Annotated in this window: 15 protein-coding genes; 7 read left to right on the top strand and 8 right to left on the bottom strand. The window is 66.9% G+C overall.

The genetic code is table 11. The annotated features are described in order from the left end of the window. Positions 1-2: 2 nt before the first annotated feature. From HWX08_RS31580 to HWX08_RS31555, 6 genes are all read left to right on the top strand, one after another. Positions 3-665 carry an OmpA family protein gene (locus tag HWX08_RS31580; protein ID WP_174921847.1) on the top strand — a complete coding sequence of 221 codons (663 nt, stop codon included), beginning with the start codon at positions 3-5 and terminating at the stop codon, positions 663-665. Between the two features lie 409 nt (positions 666-1,074). After that, complete coding sequence (locus tag HWX08_RS31575) at positions 1,075-2,220, top strand: DUF2827 domain-containing protein (protein ID WP_174921846.1); 1,146 nt, start codon at positions 1,075-1,077, stop codon at positions 2,218-2,220. Between the two features lie 14 nt (positions 2,221-2,234). Beyond that, positions 2,235-3,389 (top strand): DUF2827 domain-containing protein, encoded by a 1,155-nt coding sequence (locus HWX08_RS31570; RefSeq protein WP_069260711.1) that lies wholly within the window; start codon positions 2,235-2,237, stop codon positions 3,387-3,389. Positions 3,390-3,414: 25 nt separating this feature from the next. After that, complete coding sequence (locus HWX08_RS31565; protein ID WP_174921845.1) at positions 3,415-3,882, top strand: DUF4019 domain-containing protein; 468 nt, start codon at positions 3,415-3,417, stop codon at positions 3,880-3,882. 26 nt (positions 3,883-3,908) lie between these two features. Continuing rightward, positions 3,909-5,045 (top strand): DUF2827 family protein, encoded by a 1,137-nt coding sequence (locus tag HWX08_RS31560; protein ID WP_069260713.1) that lies wholly within the window; start codon positions 3,909-3,911, stop codon positions 5,043-5,045. A 25-nt stretch (positions 5,046-5,070) separates the two neighbouring features. Next, entirely contained in the window at positions 5,071-7,050 is a 1,980-nt protein-coding gene (locus HWX08_RS31555) for an FkbM family methyltransferase (RefSeq protein WP_174921844.1), read from the top strand. A 99-nt stretch (positions 7,051-7,149) separates the two neighbouring features. Here the strand turns inward: HWX08_RS31555 and HWX08_RS31550 are convergent, their stop codons facing one another. From HWX08_RS31550 to HWX08_RS31540, 3 genes are all read right to left on the bottom strand, one after another. Then, positions 7,150-7,566 (bottom strand): hypothetical protein, encoded by a 417-nt coding sequence (locus HWX08_RS31550; RefSeq protein ID WP_069260715.1) that lies wholly within the window; start codon positions 7,564-7,566, stop codon positions 7,150-7,152. Between the two features lie 92 nt (positions 7,567-7,658). Beyond that, positions 7,659-8,462, bottom strand: coding sequence for an EAL domain-containing protein (locus HWX08_RS31545; protein WP_069260716.1), 804 nt, complete (start codon positions 8,460-8,462; stop codon positions 7,659-7,661). Between the two features lie 788 nt (positions 8,463-9,250). Beyond that, positions 9,251-10,393, bottom strand: coding sequence for a DUF2827 domain-containing protein (locus tag HWX08_RS31540; protein WP_069260717.1), 1,143 nt, complete (start codon positions 10,391-10,393; stop codon positions 9,251-9,253). Between the two features lie 315 nt (positions 10,394-10,708). Between HWX08_RS31540 and HWX08_RS31535 the strand changes: the two genes are divergently transcribed. Then, positions 10,709-11,407 (top strand): class I SAM-dependent methyltransferase, encoded by a 699-nt coding sequence (locus tag HWX08_RS31535; RefSeq protein ID WP_069260718.1) that lies wholly within the window; start codon positions 10,709-10,711, stop codon positions 11,405-11,407. Between the two features lie 126 nt (positions 11,408-11,533). Here the strand turns inward: HWX08_RS31535 and HWX08_RS31530 are convergent, their stop codons facing one another. The 5 genes from HWX08_RS31530 to HWX08_RS31510 all read right to left on the bottom strand — a co-directional run bounded on the left by HWX08_RS31530 (position 11,534) and on the right by HWX08_RS31510 (position 18,674). Next, on the bottom strand, positions 11,534-13,648 hold the full coding sequence (locus HWX08_RS31530; protein WP_069260719.1) for a phosphocholine-specific phospholipase C: 2,115 nt from the start codon (positions 13,646-13,648) through the stop codon (positions 11,534-11,536). A gap of 42 nt (positions 13,649-13,690) precedes the next feature. Then, positions 13,691-13,894, bottom strand: coding sequence for a hypothetical protein (locus HWX08_RS31525; protein WP_069260720.1), 204 nt, complete (start codon positions 13,892-13,894; stop codon positions 13,691-13,693). 324 nt (positions 13,895-14,218) lie between these two features. After that, on the bottom strand, positions 14,219-16,216 hold the full coding sequence (locus HWX08_RS31520) for an acetyl-CoA carboxylase biotin carboxylase subunit (RefSeq protein WP_174921843.1): 1,998 nt from the start codon (positions 16,214-16,216) through the stop codon (positions 14,219-14,221). Between the two features lie 45 nt (positions 16,217-16,261). Then, positions 16,262-17,047: an enoyl-CoA hydratase/isomerase family protein gene (locus HWX08_RS31515; RefSeq protein ID WP_174921842.1), complete on the bottom strand. Its 786-nt coding sequence runs from the start codon at positions 17,045-17,047 to the stop codon at positions 16,262-16,264. Positions 17,048-17,066: 19 nt separating this feature from the next. Then, positions 17,067-18,674, bottom strand: a complete 1,608-nt coding sequence (locus HWX08_RS31510) for a carboxyl transferase domain-containing protein (RefSeq protein WP_069260723.1) — start codon at positions 18,672-18,674, stop codon at positions 17,067-17,069. Positions 18,675-18,676 lie beyond the last annotated feature (2 nt).

Genomic DNA, 18,676 nt, shown 5'->3' with positions numbered 1-18,676 from the left:
CCGTGAACAAACTCGCTCTTGCGCTCGCACTTTCCGCAACGGCCCTCGCCGCGTGCTCGACCGCATCCGGCCCGACCTTCAGCGCCTCCGAACTGCAGCCGCGCGACGGCGTGCGGACCTTCCAGGTGGATTGCCACGGCCTGCTGTCGGGCCCGCAGACCTGCATGAAGGCCGCCCGCAAGATTTGCGGCGAAGAGCCGGTGCGCGCCGTCGACTCGGCCCGTGCGCTGCGCGACAAATCCGATCCCGCGACGCTCGTGTTCCAGTGCGGCGCGGCGCCGGCCGAAGCGGCGTCGGCCGCCGCGCCGGCGGCAGCCGTCGTCGAACAGGTGAACCTGTCGGGCGACGCGCTGTTCGCGACCGACCACGCGACGCTCGCCCCGACCGCGCGCGAATCGCTCGACCGGCTGCTGAACGAGCGCGCAGACCACACGTACTCGCAGGTCACCGTCACCGGCTTCACGGATTCGGTGGGCAGCGACGACTACAATCTCGCGCTGTCGAAGCGCCGCGCCGAAGCCGTCGCGGCCTACCTGAAGGCACACGGCCTGAAGACCGACGGGCTGACGGTCACCGGCCGCGGCAAGGCCGATCCGGTCGCGTCCAACGCGACGCCCGAAGGCCGCGCCAGCAACCGCCGCGTCGAGATCCGTCTGCAGCACTGAGCGGGCTGCCGCCGCGCGCGGCACCCCGCCCCGGCAGGCCGCCAGCGTCGTGCCGGGCCGGCCCCGACCTTCGCCGGACACGCCGGGCGCCGCTTCGTCGGCGCCCGTTTCCGTTGGGCGGCGGGTATGTCAAAGTTCGTCACGCGACACCAAAAACGACGGTTTCCGTGCCACAATCGCCGCAGACAGCCGCCGGGGCAGCCCGCCCGAATCAGCCCGAACCGCGCGCCGTGCCAGGCGCGCCCGTCGACATGCCGGAATCCGGCTGCCGCCCGGCAAGCCACGTCGCCCGATTCGCCCGCCGCGGCGCACGGTGCACATGCAACCATGACAATCCACGGCGCGCCGCTTCCAGGCCAGACGCTCGACGCGATGCCCTGACGCACGACGCCGCAGAGGAAACCAACCGGTGACGGACATCAACGAAGCCGCCTCGGGCGGCACCCGCAAGCAACGGCCGGCCGTCGGCATCTCGCTGTTTGCGCGCGACGGCCAGGCGATCTGGGAAAACGGCATCCACCAGAACATCGCGTTCCTCGCGATGATGCTGAAGCGCTCGGATCGCGTCGGCCCCGTCTACTTCCTGAACGGCGGCGACGCCAGCGCGCTGCCGGCCGGCCTCGAACTCGACGGCCTCGACATCCCGCTCGTGAAGCCCTCCGACGTCACGCACGAACTCGACGTCGTGATCGAAATGGGCGCGCAGCTGCCGGTCGAATGGCTGCGGCACATGAAGGCGCTCGGCAAGAAAATCGCCGCGTTCTTCTGCGGGCATGTTTATGCGGGGCTGTGCGAAACCCCGATCTTCGGCAAGCCGTCGGGCCACGTCTTCAACGGCGCGCCGTTCGACGAAGTGTGGCTGCTGCCGCAATACGACAAGACGGCCGCGCCGATGCTGCAGACGATCCTGCGGGCGCCGGTCCACCTGATGCCGCATATCTGGTCGCCGTACTTCCTCGAGCGCCGCATCGCCGCGCTCGCCGCCGAAGGCGCGACGTTCCGCTATCGGCCCGGCCGCCGCCCGTGGCAACTGGCGATGCTCGAGCCGAACATCTCGGTCGCCAAGTCCTGCCATTACCCGATGCTCGCGTGCGACGAGTTCTATCGCGCGCGTCCGGACGCGGTTCAACACATGTTCGTCGTGAATTCGTTGCACATGAAGACGCACCCGACCTTCGTGCACTTCGCGAACAGCCTCGATCTCGTGCGCCAGCACAAGGCGACCTTCGAGCCGCGCCTCGACCTGCCGGGCTTCATGGCGCGCCACGCGGATGCGGTCGTGTCGCACCACTGGGAAAACGGGCAGAACTACCTGTATTACGACGTGCTGTACGGCGGCTATCCGCTGATCCACAACTCGACGCTGATCGGCGATGCCGGCTATTACTACCCGGACTTCGATTCTGCCGCGGGCGGCCGCGCGCTGCTCGACGCGTGGCTGCATCACGACGAACGCCTCGACGACTACCGCACGAAGGCCGGCCGGCTGCTGCAGTCGGTCTCGATCGACAACCCCGCGAACCTCGACGCGTTCGTCTCGCGTCTGGTCGCCTGAACCGGAGAATACGCATGTCGGACTCCAATGCCCGTCAAGCGCCCGGCGAGGGCAAACGTCTCGTCGTCGGCGTGTCGCTGTTCGTGCGCGGCGCCGGCCAGTCGCTGTGGGAAAACGGCATCTTCCAGAACTGCCTGCTGCTGATCCTGCTGTTGCGCCAGTCGCCGCTCGTCGCCGAAGCGGTGATGGTGAACGGCGGCGAACAGGTCGCCGATCCGCAGATGATGCTCGGCGAATGGGACGTGCCGCTGCTGTCGATGGACGAAGCGCTGCAGCGCTGCGACGTGCTGATCGAAATGAGCGCGCAATTCGGCGCGGACTACCTGCGCGCGTTCCGCGAGCGCGGCGGCAAGGTCGTCACGATGCGCGTGGGCAACGACTACGTGATCGACATCGAACGCGCGATGTTCGACAAGCCGTCGGGTTTTCTGTTCTCGGGCGCGCCGTACGACGCCGTGTGGACGATTCCCGAATTCGAGCGTTCGTGCCTGCACTATTACCAGACGGGCCTGCGTGCACCCGTCACGATCGTCCCGCACATCTGGCACCCGATGTTGTTCGACAAGGCGCGCGCGACGCTCGGCGCCGGGCTGTCGTTCGGCTATCAGCCGGGCAAGCCGCGCTGGCGCGTGACGATGTTCGAGCCGAACATCTGCATGGTGAAGACGAGCGTCATTCCGATGCTCGTGGCCGAGGAAGCGTATCGCGCGAAGCCCGATTTCCTCGAGTTCGTGCGCGTGTGCAACACGCTGCACCTGAAGGAGCATGCGACGTTCGTCCACTTCGCGAAGAGCCTCGACATCGTGAACCACGGGATCACGACGTTCGAAAGCCGTTACGCGGTGTACGAGTTCATGGCCGCGTACGGCGATGCGGTGGTATCGCACACGTGGGAAAACGCGCAGAACTACCTGTATTACGAGCTGCTGTACGGCGACTACCCGCTGATCCACAACTCGCCGTTCCTCGGCAAGGCCGGGTATTTCTATCCGGACTTCGACTGCCAGGCCGGCGGCCGCGCGCTGCTGAAGGCGTTCGCCGAGCACGATGCGAATCTCGACGCGTACCGCGAGCAGTCGAAGCACGTGCTCAGTTCCGTGAGCATCTACAACCCCGAGAACGTCGCCGCCTATACGGACGCGATCGCCACCCTCTATCGCGACGCGTGACGCGCCGCCCATTCCGGACTCCGACATGAGCACACGCACGACCCTCACCCGCGCCAAATGGCTGATCGGCTGCGCCGTCGCGTCGATTGCGATCTGCGCGCATGCGCAATCGTCGGGCGAATCGGCCGACGCGCTGCTCCGCGACTCGGATACGGTGTTCAAGCAGCTCGACGCCGGTCAGTACGGCGCAGTGTGGACCGACGCCGCCGCGTTCGTGAAGGCGCGCATCAAGCAGGACCAGTTCGCGGCGGACATGCAGCATGCCCGCCAGTCGGTCGGTGCGGTCAGCCGTCGCGGCTGGGCGCAGATCACGCGCATTCGCTACACGAATGCCGCGGCGATGCCCGACGGGCTCTACGCGAACCTCGACTTTGCGACGACGCTCACGAGCGGCGCGACCGTGTTCGAGAAGCTGAGCTTCCGCCTCGAAGACGACGGCCGCTGGCACCTGACGGGCTACGTCCCGCGCCAATCGCAGAATTTCGCGCAATAAGCCGCGCGCCCCACGGAGCCGCCCCGATGAAACTCAATGTCGCGATAACGATGAACGTGCAGCGCGACGCGACCCAGTCGATCTGGTACAACGGCGCGAACCAGCACTGCGTGTACCTGTACATGCTGCTGAAGCGCTCGCCGCTGATCGGCGAGGTCTGGCTCGCGCACGACGACGGCATCACCGACTATCCGCAAGCGCTGATGATGGACGCGTTCGGCGACGCGCTGCGGCCGCTGTCGAGCGTCGTCCACCAGACCGACCTGCTGATCGAGATGAACGCGTTCATCGATTCGACCCACACGGACGCCGTGCGCCGGCGCGGCGGCAAGTGCGTGTCGTACCGCTTCGGCAACGACTACGTGATCGCCGTCGAGACGATCAACTTCGAGAAGAACCAGTGGCGGCCGAACCCGAACCGCGTGCAGTTCGACGAGATCTGGACCAACCCGCAGCACATGCATACGTGCGCCGCGTATTTCCAGGCCGTCTATCGCGCGCCGGTGATCGAGCTGCCGCACATCTGGTCGCCGTATTTCATCGAACGCAGCCTCGACGCCGATCCTGAACTGAAGGCACGCTTCGGCTACCGCAACCACGGCACCGCGAAGCGCATCGCGTTCTTCGAACCGAACCTGAACGTCGTGAAGAGTTCGATCGTGCCGATGCTTGCCGCGAACGCGTGCTACGTCGAGCATCCGGAGCTCGTCGAGCACGTGTTCATGACCAACACGTTCGACAAGAAGGAAAACGTCGCCTTCAAGCATCTCGCGCTCGGGCTCGAAATGGTGCGCGACGGCAAGGCGACCGCCGACGTGCGCGCGCCGTTCGTCGCGTGGGCCGCGCATCACACCGACATCGTCGTGTCCCATCACTGGGAAAACGGCCTGAACTACCTGCTGTACGACGCGCTGTACGGCAACTATCCGCTCGTGCACAACTCGCCGTTCCTGCGCGACGTCGGCTACTACTACCCGGACTTCGAGATCTTCGACGCGGCGCGTGCGATCGCGACCGCCGCGCAGACGCACGACGCGCGGCTCGACGACTACGCGGCCGCGGCCCGCCGCTGCCTGCACCAGGTCGACGCGCTCGCCGACCACAACGTCCACGCGTATTCCGCGCAGATCCGGCAGTTGTTCGCCGACCGCGCGCTCGGCTGACCTCATTCGTCCACACTACCGCGCCATGAACCAGGCCGTCCGCAATTTCGTCGTGATCGATTCGATTCACGGCCCGTTCGTCATCAACCGGCATTGCGCGTTCCAGGCCGAGGCGCTGATCAAGACCGGGCGGCCGCACATCCAGGGCGAGCTCGACGCGATCCTGAGCGTGATCGATCAATTGCCGGACGATGCGATCGCCGTGGACGGCGGCGCGAATGCCGGGCTCGTGTGCGTGCCGATCGCCCATCGGTTGCGCCCGCGCGGCGGCCGCGTCTACGCGTTCGAGCCGCAGCGCACGCTGTGCCATGCGCTCGGCGGCACCCTCGCGCTCAACGAGCTCGACAACGTGCATCTGCTGAACATGGGACTTGCCGGCACCAACGGCACGATGAAGGTGCCCGACGTCGATTACGGGCGCGACGCCGACTTCGGCGTGGTCTCGCTCGTCGACGCGCATGCGGAAGGCGGCACGCCGACGCCGGTCGTCACGCTCGATTCGCTCGGGCTGCCGCGGCTGGATTTCCTGAAGCTCGATGTCGAGGGGATGGAGATCGATGCGCTGCGCGGCGCGCGCCGGCTGATCGAGACACATCTGCCGTGGTGCTGGATCGAATATTGGAAAGTCGGCGAGGCGCCGATCCTCGCGACCTTTGCCGGCCTCGACTATACGTTCTACCGGGCCGACACGCTGAACCTGCTGTGCGTGCCGAACGCACGCTGGGACCGGCAGCGGCTGACCATCTCGCTCGAACCGGTCGCGATCGATACGACGGCCGAAGCCGACATACAGCCCCCGGCAGCGCCTGCCGCCAACGTCGATGCCGACGCGCCCGAAGCGAACTGGAACCGCGCGCTCGACCACGAATCGCGCTGCGAGTGGGGACATGCGATCGCCCGCTGGCAACGCGCGCGCGGCCGCGGGCTCGACGACGATGCGATCGCGCTGCAGCTCGCGTCGTGCTACGGCTTCGCCGGTGCGCCCGACGCCGGGCTCGTGGCGCTCGAACATTTCGGCGATACGGACGCGCTGCCCGACGCGACGCGCGGCCGCATCGAGCTGGCGCGCTCGGCGCTGCTGCTGCGCGCCGGCCGGCGCGCCGAAGCGGCCCGCGCGACCATTGCAAGTGAAAACGTCCTGACGGCCGCACAGTTTGGACTGCCGACGGAGCGGCTCTACCGCGGCCAGCCGCTGCGGGGCAAGCGGCTGCTGGTGCTCAGCTACGGCGGGGTCGGCGACCAGCTCCAGTACGCGCGCTACCTGCACGCGCTCGACACGCTCGGCTGCACGGACGTGACGGTCGTCGTGCCGGACGCGCTGACGGGCCTGCTGCGCCACACGTTCCCGCACGTCGAATTCATCGGCGCACACGGCGCGTGGGTCGACACGTCGCAGATCGCGCACGACTACTGGTGCTCGTTCCTGGTGCTCGCCGCGGAGTTCGGCTACGCACCGGCGCCGACGGGATCGTCGGCGCCCTACCTGTCTTGCCCGCCCGAGCACGTGGCGGCGTGGCGCGAACGCGTGTCGCGCGACGGCCATGCCGCCGGCACGCGCCGCATCGGGCTCAACTGGCGCGGCCGCGACGAAAGCGATGCGCGCTTCCATCGCGCGGCCAGCCTGCGCGACCTCGCTCCGCTGACGCGGCTGCACGGCCACGCCGCGTACTGCATCAATCGCGACCTGTCCGCGCAGTCCGAGCAGTCGGACCTGCCGGTGACGTTCCCGCATCACGCGATCGGCGATTTCAGCGACCTGGCGGCGCTGATGCTCGCACTGGACGCCGTGGTGACCACTTGCACCGCGCACATCCACTTAGCCGGCGCGCTCGGCGTGCCGGCCGTCCTGCTGCTCAGCCCGAAAGCCGACGCACGCTGGGAAACCGGCTCGCGCACCGCGCTCTATCCGGGCATCCGGATCGTGCGCGCCGCGCACGTCGGCAAATGGGACGACGCGGTCGACCGCGCGATGGCGTTCGTGCTCGGGGGATTCGGGAAGGATTGATCGATTCGCCGCGGGCCGGGCGCTGCTGCGTGCCGATGAGGTCGACGCAGGCCGCGCGCCTCGCGCCGTGCCTCGGCCCGTGACCGGTGTGACCGGCCGCTAGACCGGCACCCGATTGCCGCTCTGCGCGGCGAACGCACGACCATGCCGCCGCCCCGTGCGCGCGAGTGCCGCGAAACAGCGCGCCGCCGTCGGGCTCGCGCCGCCGGATTGACTGGCGAGGCTGTCGGTGACGCCGCGCGCGATCGCCGAATCGTCGCCGCATGCGCCGGCGATGACGCCCGCGTAATAGTGCCGCGCCGCCAGTTCGCGGGCGCCGGCGTCGAGCGGCTTCATCCGCCGAATGCGACGCGCAACGGCTGCCAGGCCGTCGAGATACGGCGCGACGTCGATCGGCACCTCGGGCGATTCGGTGCCCAGTTGCCGCAGCATGTCGGCCAGCTCGGCGATCGCGACGAGATCGCGCGCACCGCCCGCCTGCGTGCCTGTTCCGCCTCCGGCCTTCGTCCCCGCCATGCCCACGCCCCTTTGCGATTCGTCCCGGCCACGCGCCGGCCACGCCCGATACCGGCGTGCGTCATGCACGCCACTTCGCCGGTTCCCCGCCGTCAAGCGGCGGCCGGCGACCGCCATGAAAAACGGATGCCCTGCGCCCACGCGACGCCGGCGTCCACGAGGATCTGCCGGTCGCTCTCGCTCTCCACGCCTTCGACGACGACGTGCCGCGCCCCTTCATGCGCGAACGCGATCAGCCTGCGGAACTGGTAGCGCCCGATCGCGTTGCGCTTGATCATCGACAGGATCGAACGGTCGAGCTTCACGATGTCGGGATTGCCGACCACCAGGTTGTTCAACGCGCTGAAGCCGACCCCGAAATCGTCGATCGCGATCCGGCATCCGGCCCGCTGGAAGCGGTTCACGAACGAGCGCCCGGCGACGGGATTCAGCGGCCCCGTCTCCGTGATTTCGACCACCAGCCGCGCCGCGACCGACGGCTCGCGCTCGAGCCGCCTGAAGATCGCCAGCCACCCGTCGTCGACGACCGCGCTCGCCGCCGTCACGTTGCAGCCGAACACGGCCGCCGGATCGGCACGCAGCGCGTCGATCGTCCGGCCGACCACGAGCCGGTCGAACCACCGCATCAGCCCGAGCGCCTCGAGGCGCGGCAGGAACGCGACCGGCGGCAGCGCGTCACGCTCGCCCCAGCGCAGTCTCGCTAGGCATTCCCGGTACAGCACACCACCCGACAGGTCGGCGCGGCATACCGGCTCTTGCGCGAACCCGAGCCGGCTTTCCACGAAACTGCGTACCGACGCGAGGTCGGGATGATCGTCGGGTGCACCGAACACGACATCGATTTCGTCACGCTGCGCTTCCCGATTCGCCTCCAGGCGAGCTTCGACCGCATTCATCCGGCGCTCCGGCAAATGGCGAGCCGCCAATCGCGGCTCGACCTCAACAAACATTGCGGAGCAAGTCGACCTTCACGCGCTCCGCCGCCTACCCGGCCCATCCTGTCATGTCGATCTTTTCCGGGAGCGTACTTTTCGCTTCGGCGCGCCGTCAAATTCGATATTTTTCAACGATATTCAATTAGTGGAAATAAACCATACGCGCGCGATATCGATTGTGCGACAGGTCACACTAACGCAAATTGCGGAATCCAGATCGAGATGCCGTTTATTCTTTTTACCTAAACATCTTGACCTGAATCAATTATCCCGCCATTCACGCATCGCGCAAATCAGGAAATATCCAATTGATCGGATAAATAGCCGTTCGGGACGTATCGCCTTCACTCGCTGCCAGGCCCGCCGCGAAGCCCGCCAGCCGGCTCATCCGGCGCCAAAGATCGTCCGCCGCCCGTCATTCGATCATCGCAGCACTCAATCTCCATGCTGCAAACCCATTATTAAAAATGGAAACCGAATCTAGACGTTTCCAATCGATAAAATCGACTTTAATCATATGATGATTATCGATTGAAACATGTTTAACAATATTTAAGACTTGTTAACCTCTAAAATGATTTCTGACGGACTTCCCTCGGAGCCGTCAATTTCGTGCCTTCAAAACCGTCGAACCAATCGGGTTCGGCGGTTTCTTTTTTAACGGCACCATTTCGTCAGACATAAAGGCGGACCAATCCCGATGGCAGGCTGCGGTGCAACGACATGCGCCGCGAGCAAATCGGGAGGACTTATGCGGCCGACACGCCGATCAGGCTCGCGAGCAGCGCGTCATATTCGGCGACGAGCGCCGGATTCGCCGACGTATAGCGGCCGAGGATCTCGCGCTGGCGCCGCGTGTACGCTTCCCAGTCGTCATCGTGCGTATGCAGCGCGCGCAGCAGCGCCGCGGCGCCCTGCTCCACGTCGTTGTCCGGATAGTAGTAGCCGAGATCGGGGGCGAGGCTCGCGTTGTGCACGAGCGGATAGCCCTGCCAGCACACGTCGAAATAGAAATAGTTGAGCGGATTCGACCATTGGTGCGACACGACGATATCGGTCAGGTCGGCCAGGAACAGCGGCGTCTCGAAGCGCCCGACGAAGCTCGCCTTGCCCGCACGCACGATGTCCAGGTAGTTCATCAGCATCACGAACTCGGGGCTGCCGTGCGCGAGGCGATCGGCGTTCGTCACGTGCGTGAAGCAGATCGCGTCGGGCTCGCGCCGATACACTTCGTCGATGATCAGCATCGGATACACGCAGAACTTCACCACGTCGTGGTTCGGCTCCATCACGGTCAGCCGCTTGCCGGGCTCGCTGCGCGGCCGGTACTCGCCGCGCTCGGGCAGCGACGCGGCGCGCGCGCTCAGGAACATCGGATCCCACACGAACGGCACGACGCGCCCCGGGCAGCGGCGCATCGACTGCAGGAACGGCAGCGACGACGGCGCGATCTGCGGAATCGCCCACACCTCGTCGTAGCCGCGGTTGATGAACAGCGAATCCCACAGCCGGCGGCCGAACAGCATCGATTCCATCACGTTGATGTACTCGACGCCGCAGCAGTAGCTGACGAGCTTCGCGCCGCGCGCCTTCACGTAGGCCGTCTGCTCCGCGTTGATCTGGCCGCCGAGTTCGATCACCACGTCGAGCGCGTCCTTCATGTCGTCGAACGTGCGCGTGTCGAATACGCTGCGATCCCACGGCAGTGCATCGGTGAGCGGCACGTCGGTGGTGTTGACCAGCGTCACGCGGTAGCCGTGCGGCGACGCCATCAGCAGCTTCGCGAGAAACAGCGCGTTCTGCTTGATGCCGTTGATCCACAGGCTTTCGTCGGGGGCACGCAGCCCGATCGTGATACCGATGCGCAGGCCGTTCAGGACAGGGGACGTCATCGTCGGCGGGATGGAAGATTGAATGGGGCTGGAATGAACGCAGTGTAGCGCGCGATGCGCGGCCCGCGTCAAGCGGCGCGCGGCAACCCGGCATTTTAGCGGAGCGCCGGCCGCATACTGTCAGGGATGGTCAGCACGGGGCCGGCGCAGGTGAATCCGAGCAAGACGGCTCGGTCGCGCCGTCGGGCTGCCGCCGGGTGCCGGGCGGCAGCGGCATCCAGGGCGGGCTGCTGCGCCGACGCCGCGATTTCCGGCGGTAAACGCCGCCGAGCGACTACAATCGATTCCTCGAACCCGCCGTCATCGGAGATCAGCTTGGAACAGATCGGGTATTCGTGGCCGACCTTCGATCGGCTCACTCAGCATCTCGTCAAGTCGATCGCCCCGACGAATATTCTGGATATCGGGGCCGGAGGCGGCAAATACGGGCGCCTGCTCAAGCAGGTCGTGCCGGATTGCCGTTTCACGGCGCTGGAATGCGACGAGAACACACATCCGCTCCTGCGCGAGAACGGCTACGACGACATCGTGTCCGCCGTCAGCGACACGCTTTACGAACGAGCCGGCGACACGTACGACACGGTCATTCTGGGCGACGTCATCGAACACATGCGTCACTCGCACGGTCGCGATCTGCTGGAATTTCTCAACTATCGATCGCGATACATCATCATCTCGACCCCCGAGTGCATGCCGATGAACGGCGCGTCGTTCTTCGAGAGCCACAACTCCGTATGGCGGCCCGATTCGTTTACGTGGCATGACTACTGGGCGCACCAGCAATGCGGCATCATGCACTTCTACCTGCTCAGAGGGCACCTCGACTGGCACGCGCCGCGGCTTGATTCCCTCGTGAATTCCGCGAACGCGTCGAACCTGTTCAACACGCGCACCAACGACGGACAGGACGCCACGGACGAAAAACACCGCCAGCCGGTCAACCTCACGCTCCATGACTCGCGGTACATGGAACACGTCGATGGCGACCAGTACGCGGTATTTCGCCCGATGTGATTTCGCGAAGGTGATTCACGATGAACGACAAAGGCGCCATGACGCGCCTTCGTCACGATCGAAGCACCACGCGCGGGCCCGATCGTTTGCCGGCGAACCCGCCGGCGCCCCGCACACAAACGACCGTCAGATCGCCGCAATCGTCGGCGCGACGGCCGCCGGGTCGGTGACGCTGGGCTTGCCGGTTTCCACGTGCCCCGCGATGCGGCGCGTCCAGCCTGCGTTCCCCGCCACCGCGAACTGCAGGTCGTACCAGTGGCTGCTGCACGACAGATCCCAGTGCGCTTCGATGCGCTGACCCGCCGGCACCGTCAGCGTGCGCGGGGCCCCGCCGTACGCGACATCGGTCGCCGTGACCGTGAGCGTGCCGGTACCCGCGTTGGCGATCGTCACGTACACGTCGCCGTTGGCGGTGTCGTAGCACGGCGTGATTTCAGGCTTCGCGCCGGCATCCGCGACGGCCGACCCCGCGAAACGCCGGAAATAGCCGTTCGGCCCCCACACGCTCACGAGGTAGTTGCCGTTCGCGTCGAGCGCCCACGTATCGGTCAACTGCTTGCCCGCTTCGACCGTATAGCGGCGCGGCATCGCGGTCGCGTCGCCGGTATAGACCCAGAAATGCGCGCCCTGCGCACCGGTGTTTGCGAACGTCAGCGCGTAACCCTGCGCCTGCAACTGGCCGGTGACGTGCAGTTCGTACGGCAGCGCGCGCGCCGGCCGCGTGCCGGGCTCCTGCGCCGTCACGACCTGCTGCGCGGTGCTGGCCGGCGCCGTCTGCGACGACGCGCGCGAGCATTGCAGGTCCGCCTGCGCGACATACGCCTGCGTGTTCGGCAGGGTCGGCAGCGTCGTATCCGATTTCGAGAAGTCGAGCGCCGACGTCAGGTCGCCGCAGATCGCACGGCGCCACGGCGAGATGTTCGTTTCCATCACGCCGAAGCGCTTCTCGATGAATTGCAGCACCGACGTGTGATCGAAGACCTGCGAGCAGACGAAACCGCCCTTCGACCACGGCGACACCACGAACATCGGCACGCGCGGGCCGAGGCCGTACGGCAGGTTGTCTGCCGTGTACGTGCCCGTCTGCGTCGAAGTCACGACGTTGTGCCGTTCGAGCGACACGTCCACGGTGCTCATGCCGGAGCCCGGCAGCGTCGGCGCCGACGGCGGCACGACGTGATCGAAGAAGCCGTCGTTCTCGTCGTACATGACGAGCAGGACGGTCTTGCTCCAGACGTCCGGATTCGACGTCAGCGCATCGAGAATCGTCGACAGGTAGTACGCGCCGTACAGCGGCGTGAACTTCGGGTGCTCCGAATACGCGGCGGGCGGCAGCAGCCACGACACCTGCGGCAGCGCGTTCGCCTGCACGTCGGCCTTCAGCTGCGTGATCGGGCGCGTGCTCATCCCGCGCGTCTGCAGCGACGAGCCGGCCGGCGCATTCACGAAGTTCTCGAAGCACGCGAGCATGTTCGTGCCGTAGTTGCCGGTGAAGTTGTCGAATCCGGTGCCCTGCTGGTAGATCTGCCACGAGATGCCCGCTTTCTCGAGACGCTCCGGATACGTCGTCCAGCTGAAGGGCGGCAATTGGATCTTGTCGAACTGATTGTCGATGTAGTCGGTGTTGTCGAGCAGCGGGCCGCCGCCCGTGCCCAGCGGGTCGACCATGCCCGTCATCAGGTACATGCGGTTCGGGTGCGTGTTGCCCGGAATCGAGCAGAAGTAGTGGTCGCACACCGTGAACGCATCCGCGAGCGCGTAGTGGAACGGGATGTCGTCGCGGACGTGGTAGCCCATCGTCATGTTCGACTTCTGCACCGCCCACTGGTCCGCGCGGCCGTTGTCGATCGCGCCGTGCGTCGTCGCCCACGTATGCGGCAGACCGCCGATACATTGCGCGTTGACACCCGGGTTGGTCGTGTCGTAGCGGAACGGCGCGATCACGCTCGTCTTGTCTTCCTGCCGCGGCTGGAACCACACCGGCTTGCCGTTCGGCAGCGTGACCGGGAAGCGGTCGTTGTAGCCGCGCACGCCGCTCAGGTGACCGAGATAGTGGTCGAACGAGCGGTTTTCCTGCATGAACACGACGATGTGCTGGACATCCTGGATCGTGCCCGTCACGGTGTTCGGCTCGATCGCCAGCGCCTTGCGGATCGATTCGGGCAGCAGCGCGGTGGCGGCGGTCGCGCCGGCGAGGCCGGCGGAGAACTTCAGAAAATCGCGTCGCGAATGGGTGGCCATGCGGGTAGCTCTTGATTGGATTTCTGGTGGAAACGACCGGGATCAGGAAGCGGGCGACGACGCAGGCGCGGTGAAACCGGGCGGGCAGCGCATCTGCGCGGTGGCGACGACACCGCCACCGCACGCGGCCTTCTGCTGCGCGACGGGCGCGGCGGGTGCGGTCAGGTCGTCGTTGCACGCGCCGAGGACGGCGGTCAGCGCGATCAGACCGACGACCGCGAAAGGCCGTAGGGCCGACTTTCGCATAACGTCTCTCCGTGGATGTGACGACATGACACGGGCGCGGGTGCGCGCCGGTCATGTCGACGGCGAGATGCTAATAACGACGTATTACACGATGGTGTCGCGCCACGACGCGAGCCGCGTGCACGCAGACGCGGCTCGCGCAGTGGCGGAAGAAAGAGAAAGCACGAGGCGCGTAATGCAATCGAAAGATTCGCATTGCTTCGTTTTTTTCGAAGCGACCGAAGCCGGTCCGTCGCAATACAGGCCATGCAACGAACCGCGAAGCGTCATTTTACGGGCCGGCGGCCGCAGCAGCCAGCCCGCATGCAGCGAAGCAGGCGACGCTCAGCCTTGCTCCATCATCAGCAACTGCGCACCGTCCGCGACCTGGTCGCCGACGCCGTACAGCACTTCCGCGACGACGCCCGCGCTCGGCGCGCCGATCGTGTGCTCCATCTTCATCGCTTCCATCACGATCAGCGGCGTGCCGGCTTCGACTTTCTGGCCGGGTTCGACCAGCACCGCGATCACCTTGCCGGGCATCGGTGCGGTCAGACGCCCGCCGCCCTGCTCCGCGTCGCCCGCATGCGCGATCAGGTTGCGCCATTCGAACGTGTCGGCCGCGCCTTGCGTGAACACGTGGAAATTGTCGCCGTCCGCATACACGCGGCCGCTGCTGCGCACGCCGCCGAGCGTCACGTCGAAATCGAGCGGCGTGGCGCCGCGCGTCCATGCGAACGGTTGCGCGGCGTCACCCTGGATCGCGATGCGCGCACCGGCGCCGTCGTCCTCATACGTGACCGTCGCGTCCGCTTCGCGCTCGACCGCATGCCATTCGAGCGTGCGACGATAGCCGCCGTTCAGCCGCCAGTCCGGCAATGCGCGCCACGGTGACGCCCGCTGCGTATCCACACCGCGTTCGCGCGCGAGCAACGCGGCGCACGCCAGCGCCAGCGCGGCACGCGGCGGCTGTTGCGGCGCGAACAGCGCGTCGTGGTTGCGCTCGATCAGGCCCGTATCGAGATCGGCCGTCGCAAACGGTTCGCACGCGACGATCCGCTGCAGGAACGCGGCGTTCGTATGCAGGCCGACCACCTCGCACGCGCGCAGTGCGCGCAGCATCAAGCCCAGCGCTTCCGCACGATCCGCGCCGTGGACGATCAGCTTCGCGATCATCGGGTCGTAGAACGGCGTGATCGCGTCGCCTTCGCGCACGCCGCTGTCGACGCGCACCGGCGCGCCGATGTCGAACTCGACACCGGCCGGCAACCGCAGGTGCTTCAGCGTGCCCGTCGACGGCAGGAAGCCGCGCGCCGGGTTCTCCGCATAGAGGCGCGCCTCGAGCGCATGGCCCTGCACGCGCAGTTCTTCCTGTTTCAGCGGCAGCGGCTCGCCCGACGCGACGCGCAGTTGCCATTCGACGAGGTCGAGCCCCGTGACCATTTCGGTGACCGGATGCTCGACCTGCAGGCGCGTGTTCATTTCCATGAAGTAGAACGCTTCGCCCGTCATGATGAATTCGACGGTACCCGCGCCGACATAGCCGACCGCACGCGCGGCCGCGACGGCCGCCTGGCCCATGGCCTCGCGCACGTCTTCATGCAGGCCCGGCGCCGGCGCTTCCTCGAGCACCTTCTGGTGGCGGCGCTGCACCGAGCAATCGCGATCGAACAGGTACACGGTATTGCCGTGCGTGTCGCCGAACACCTGCACCTCGACGTGGCGCGGGCGCGTCAGGTATTTCTCGATCAGCACGCGATCGTTGCCGAAGCTGCTCGCCGCTTCGCGCTGGCACGACGCGAGCGCCGCCGGGAAGTCCTCCGAGCGCTCGACCACGCGCATCCCCTTGCCGCCGCCGCCCGCGCTCGCCTTCAGCAGCACCGGGTAGCCGATCTCGTCGGCTTCGCGATGCAGGCGGGCCGCATCCTGATCGTCGCCGTGATAGCCGGGCACGAGCGGCACCGCCGCCGCGTGCATCAGCGCCTTCGCGGCGGCCTTCGAGCCCATCGCCGCGATCGCGTCGACCGGCGGCCCGATGAACACGATGCCGGCCGCGTCGCACGCTTGCGCGAAATCTTCGTTCTCCGACAGAAAGCCGTAGCCGGGGTGGATCGCCTGTGCGCCGGTCGCGCGCGCGGCTTCGATGATGCGCTCGATGCGCAGATAGCTGTCTGCCGCGGCCGAACCGCCGATGTGCACGGCTTCGTCGCACGCGGCCACGTGTTTCGCGTTCGCGTCCGCGTCGGAATAGACGGCGACGCTCGCGATCCCGAGACGTTTGCACGTCGCGGCGACGCGGCATGCGATTTCGCCGCGGTTGGCGATCAGAATCTTGTCGAACATGGCTTCGATGTCGTCCGGAAAGAGGGAATCACGCGCGCGGCGCGATCATTCACGCCACGACGGCGTGCGCTTTTCGAGGAAGGAGGCAATCCCTTCGCGCGCTTCCGCGCCGGCGCGGGTGCGCGCGATCCAGTCGGCGGTCTGCTCGATCAGCGCGGCGTCGAGCGGGCGGCCGGCCACGTCGGCGACGAGCCGCTTGCAGGCCTTCACCGCATCGGGGCCGTTCGCGACGAGCGTCGCGGCCAGCTTCGCGACCGCGTCGTCGAGCGCGTCGGCCGGCACCGCGTCGTGAATGAAGCCGAGCGACGCCGCACGCGCGCTGTCGAACACCTCGGCCGTCGTGAAGTAGCGGCGCGCCGCGCGCTCGCCCATCGCGCGCACCACGTACGGCGCGATCGTGGCGGGGATCAGCCCGAGCCGCGCTTCCGACAGGCAGAATTTCACGCCGACGGCGGCGATCGCGATGTCGGCCGCGGCAACGAGACCGACGCCGCCCGCATACGCGTCTCCATGCACGCGTGCGATCACCGGCTTGCCGCAGCGATGGATCGCCTCGAGCATCCGCGCGAGCTTGCGCGCATCGGCACGGTTCTCGTCGTCCGAGTAACCGGCCATCTTCTTCATCCAGTTCAGGTCCGCGCCCGCGCAAAACGCCGCGCCTTCCGCGGCGAGCACGATCGCGCGCACCCCTTCGTGCGCGTCGAGCCACTCGAACGCGGTGGTCAGCTCGGCGATCGTCGTCTCGTTGAACGCGTTGCGCACGTCGGGACGCGCGAGCGTGACGGTCGCCACGCGGCCGGCTTCGCTTACCTTGATCGTTTCGTATCGCATCGTTCAGCCCTCCCGGCCGTTACATGCGGAACACGCCGAAGCGCGTCTCGTCGATCGGCGCGTTCATCGACGCGGCGAGGCCGAGCCCGAGCACGTCGCGCGTCTGCGCCGGGTCGATCACGCCGTCGTCCCACAGCCGCGCGCTCGCGTAGTACGGATGGCCCTGGCGCTCGTACTGGTCGCGGATCGGCTGCTTGAACGCGTCCTCTTCCTCCGCCGACCACGAGCCGCCCTTCGCCTCGATGCCGTCGCGGCGCACGGTGGCCAGCACCGACGCGGCCTGCTCGCCGCCCATCACCGAAATGCGCGCGTTCGGCCACATCCACAGGAAGCGCGGGCCGAATGCGCGGCCGCACATCCCGTAGTTGCCGGCGCCGAACGAGCCGCCGATGATCACCGTGAACTTCGGCACCTTCGCGTTCGACACGGCCGTCACCATCTTCGCGCCGTGCCGCGCGATGCCTTCGTTCTCGTACTTGCGCCCGACCATGAAGCCCGTGATGTTCTGCAGGAACACGAGCGGAATCTTGCGCTGGCAGCACAGCTCGATGAAATGCGCGCCCTTCACGGCCGACTCGGAGAACAGGATGCCGTTGTTCGCGACGATCCCGACCGGGTGGCCCCAGATGTGCGCGAAGCCCGTGACGAGCGTCGTGCCGAAGCGCGCCTTGAATTCGTCGAACTCGGAATCGTCGACGATGCGCGCGATCACCTCGCGCACGTCGAACGGCTTGCGCGTATCGACCGGAATCACGCCGTACACGCTCTTCGCGTCGTAGCGCGGCGGTTTCGGCTCGCGCAGCGCCACCGGCGACGCGATCTTCGGCGCGAGATGCCCGACGATGCTGCGCGCGATCGACAGCGCATGCGCGTCGTTCTGCGCGAGATGGTCGGCCACGCCCGACAGGCGCGTGTGGACGTCGCCGCCGCCGAGATCCTCGGCGCTCACTTCCTCGCCGGTCGCGGCCTTCACGAGCGGCGGCCCGCCGAGGAAAATCGTGCCCTGCTCCTTCACGATGATCGACTCGTCGCTCATCGCCGGCACGTATGCGCCGCCCGCCGTGCACGAACCCATCACGACGGCGATCTGCGCGATTCCCGCCGCCGACATCGTCGCCTGGTTGAAGAAAATGCGGCCGAAGTGGTCGCGATCGGGAAACACGTCGTCCTGGTTCGGCAGGTTCGCGCCGCCCGAATCGACGAGGTACACGCACGGCAGCCGGTTCTCAGCGGCGATTTCCTGCGCGCGCACGTGCTTCTTCACGGTGACCGGGTAGTAGGTGCCGCCCTTGACCGTCGCGTCGTTGCACACGATCACGCATTCGCGGCCGGCAATGCGGCCGATCCCGGTGATGATGCCCGCGCCCGGCGCGTCGTCGTTGTACATGCCGTTCGCGGCGAGTTGCGAGAACTCGAGGAACGGCGCGCCCGGATCGAGCAGTTGCGCGATGCGCTCGCGCGGCAGCAGCTTGCCGCGCGCCAGGTGCTTGTCGCGCGCGGCCTGGCCGCCGCCCTGCGCGAGCTGTTCGATCTTCGCGCGCAGGTCGGCGACGACCGCCTCGAGCGCGGCGGCATTCGCGCGGAAGTCTTCCGAGCGCGGGTTCAGTTTCGATTCGATGATCGGCATCG

It is taken from the genome of Burkholderia metallica (genome assembly GCF_902832845.1).
Lineage (GTDB): Bacteria > Pseudomonadota > Gammaproteobacteria > Burkholderiales > Burkholderiaceae > Burkholderia > Burkholderia metallica.
The sequence above is the reverse complement of the archived record's forward strand: the minus strand, read 5'-3'. Positions and strand labels throughout refer to the sequence as shown.

Excerpts from the sequence above, each read along its gene's own strand:
- HWX08_RS31515 (WP_174921842.1), bottom strand. The coding sequence starts at position 17,047 with ATGCGATACGAAACGATCAAGGTAAGCGAAGCCGGCCGCGTGGCGACC.
- HWX08_RS31540 (WP_069260717.1), bottom strand. The coding sequence starts at position 10,393 with ATGACGTCCCCTGTCCTGAACGGCCTGCGCATCGGTATCACGATCGGG.
- HWX08_RS31565 (WP_174921845.1), top strand. The coding sequence starts at position 3,415 with ATGAGCACACGCACGACCCTCACCCGCGCCAAATGGCTGATCGGCTGC.
- HWX08_RS31545 (WP_069260716.1), bottom strand. The coding sequence starts at position 8,462 with ATGAATGCGGTCGAAGCTCGCCTGGAGGCGAATCGGGAAGCGCAGCGT.
- HWX08_RS31550 (WP_069260715.1), bottom strand. The coding sequence starts at position 7,566 with ATGGCGGGGACGAAGGCCGGAGGCGGAACAGGCACGCAGGCGGGCGGT.
- HWX08_RS31510 (WP_069260723.1), bottom strand. The coding sequence starts at position 18,674 with ATGCCGATCATCGAATCGAAACTGAACCCGCGCTCGGAAGACTTCCGC.
- HWX08_RS31530 (WP_069260719.1), bottom strand. The coding sequence starts at position 13,648 with ATGGCCACCCATTCGCGACGCGATTTTCTGAAGTTCTCCGCCGGCCTC.
- HWX08_RS31520 (WP_174921843.1), bottom strand. The coding sequence starts at position 16,216 with ATGTTCGACAAGATTCTGATCGCCAACCGCGGCGAAATCGCATGCCGC.
- HWX08_RS31555 (WP_174921844.1), top strand. The coding sequence starts at position 5,071 with ATGAACCAGGCCGTCCGCAATTTCGTCGTGATCGATTCGATTCACGGC.
- HWX08_RS31570 (WP_069260711.1), top strand. The coding sequence starts at position 2,235 with ATGTCGGACTCCAATGCCCGTCAAGCGCCCGGCGAGGGCAAACGTCTC.
- HWX08_RS31560 (WP_069260713.1), top strand. The coding sequence starts at position 3,909 with ATGAAACTCAATGTCGCGATAACGATGAACGTGCAGCGCGACGCGACC.
- HWX08_RS31525 (WP_069260720.1), bottom strand. The coding sequence starts at position 13,894 with ATGCGAAAGTCGGCCCTACGGCCTTTCGCGGTCGTCGGTCTGATCGCG.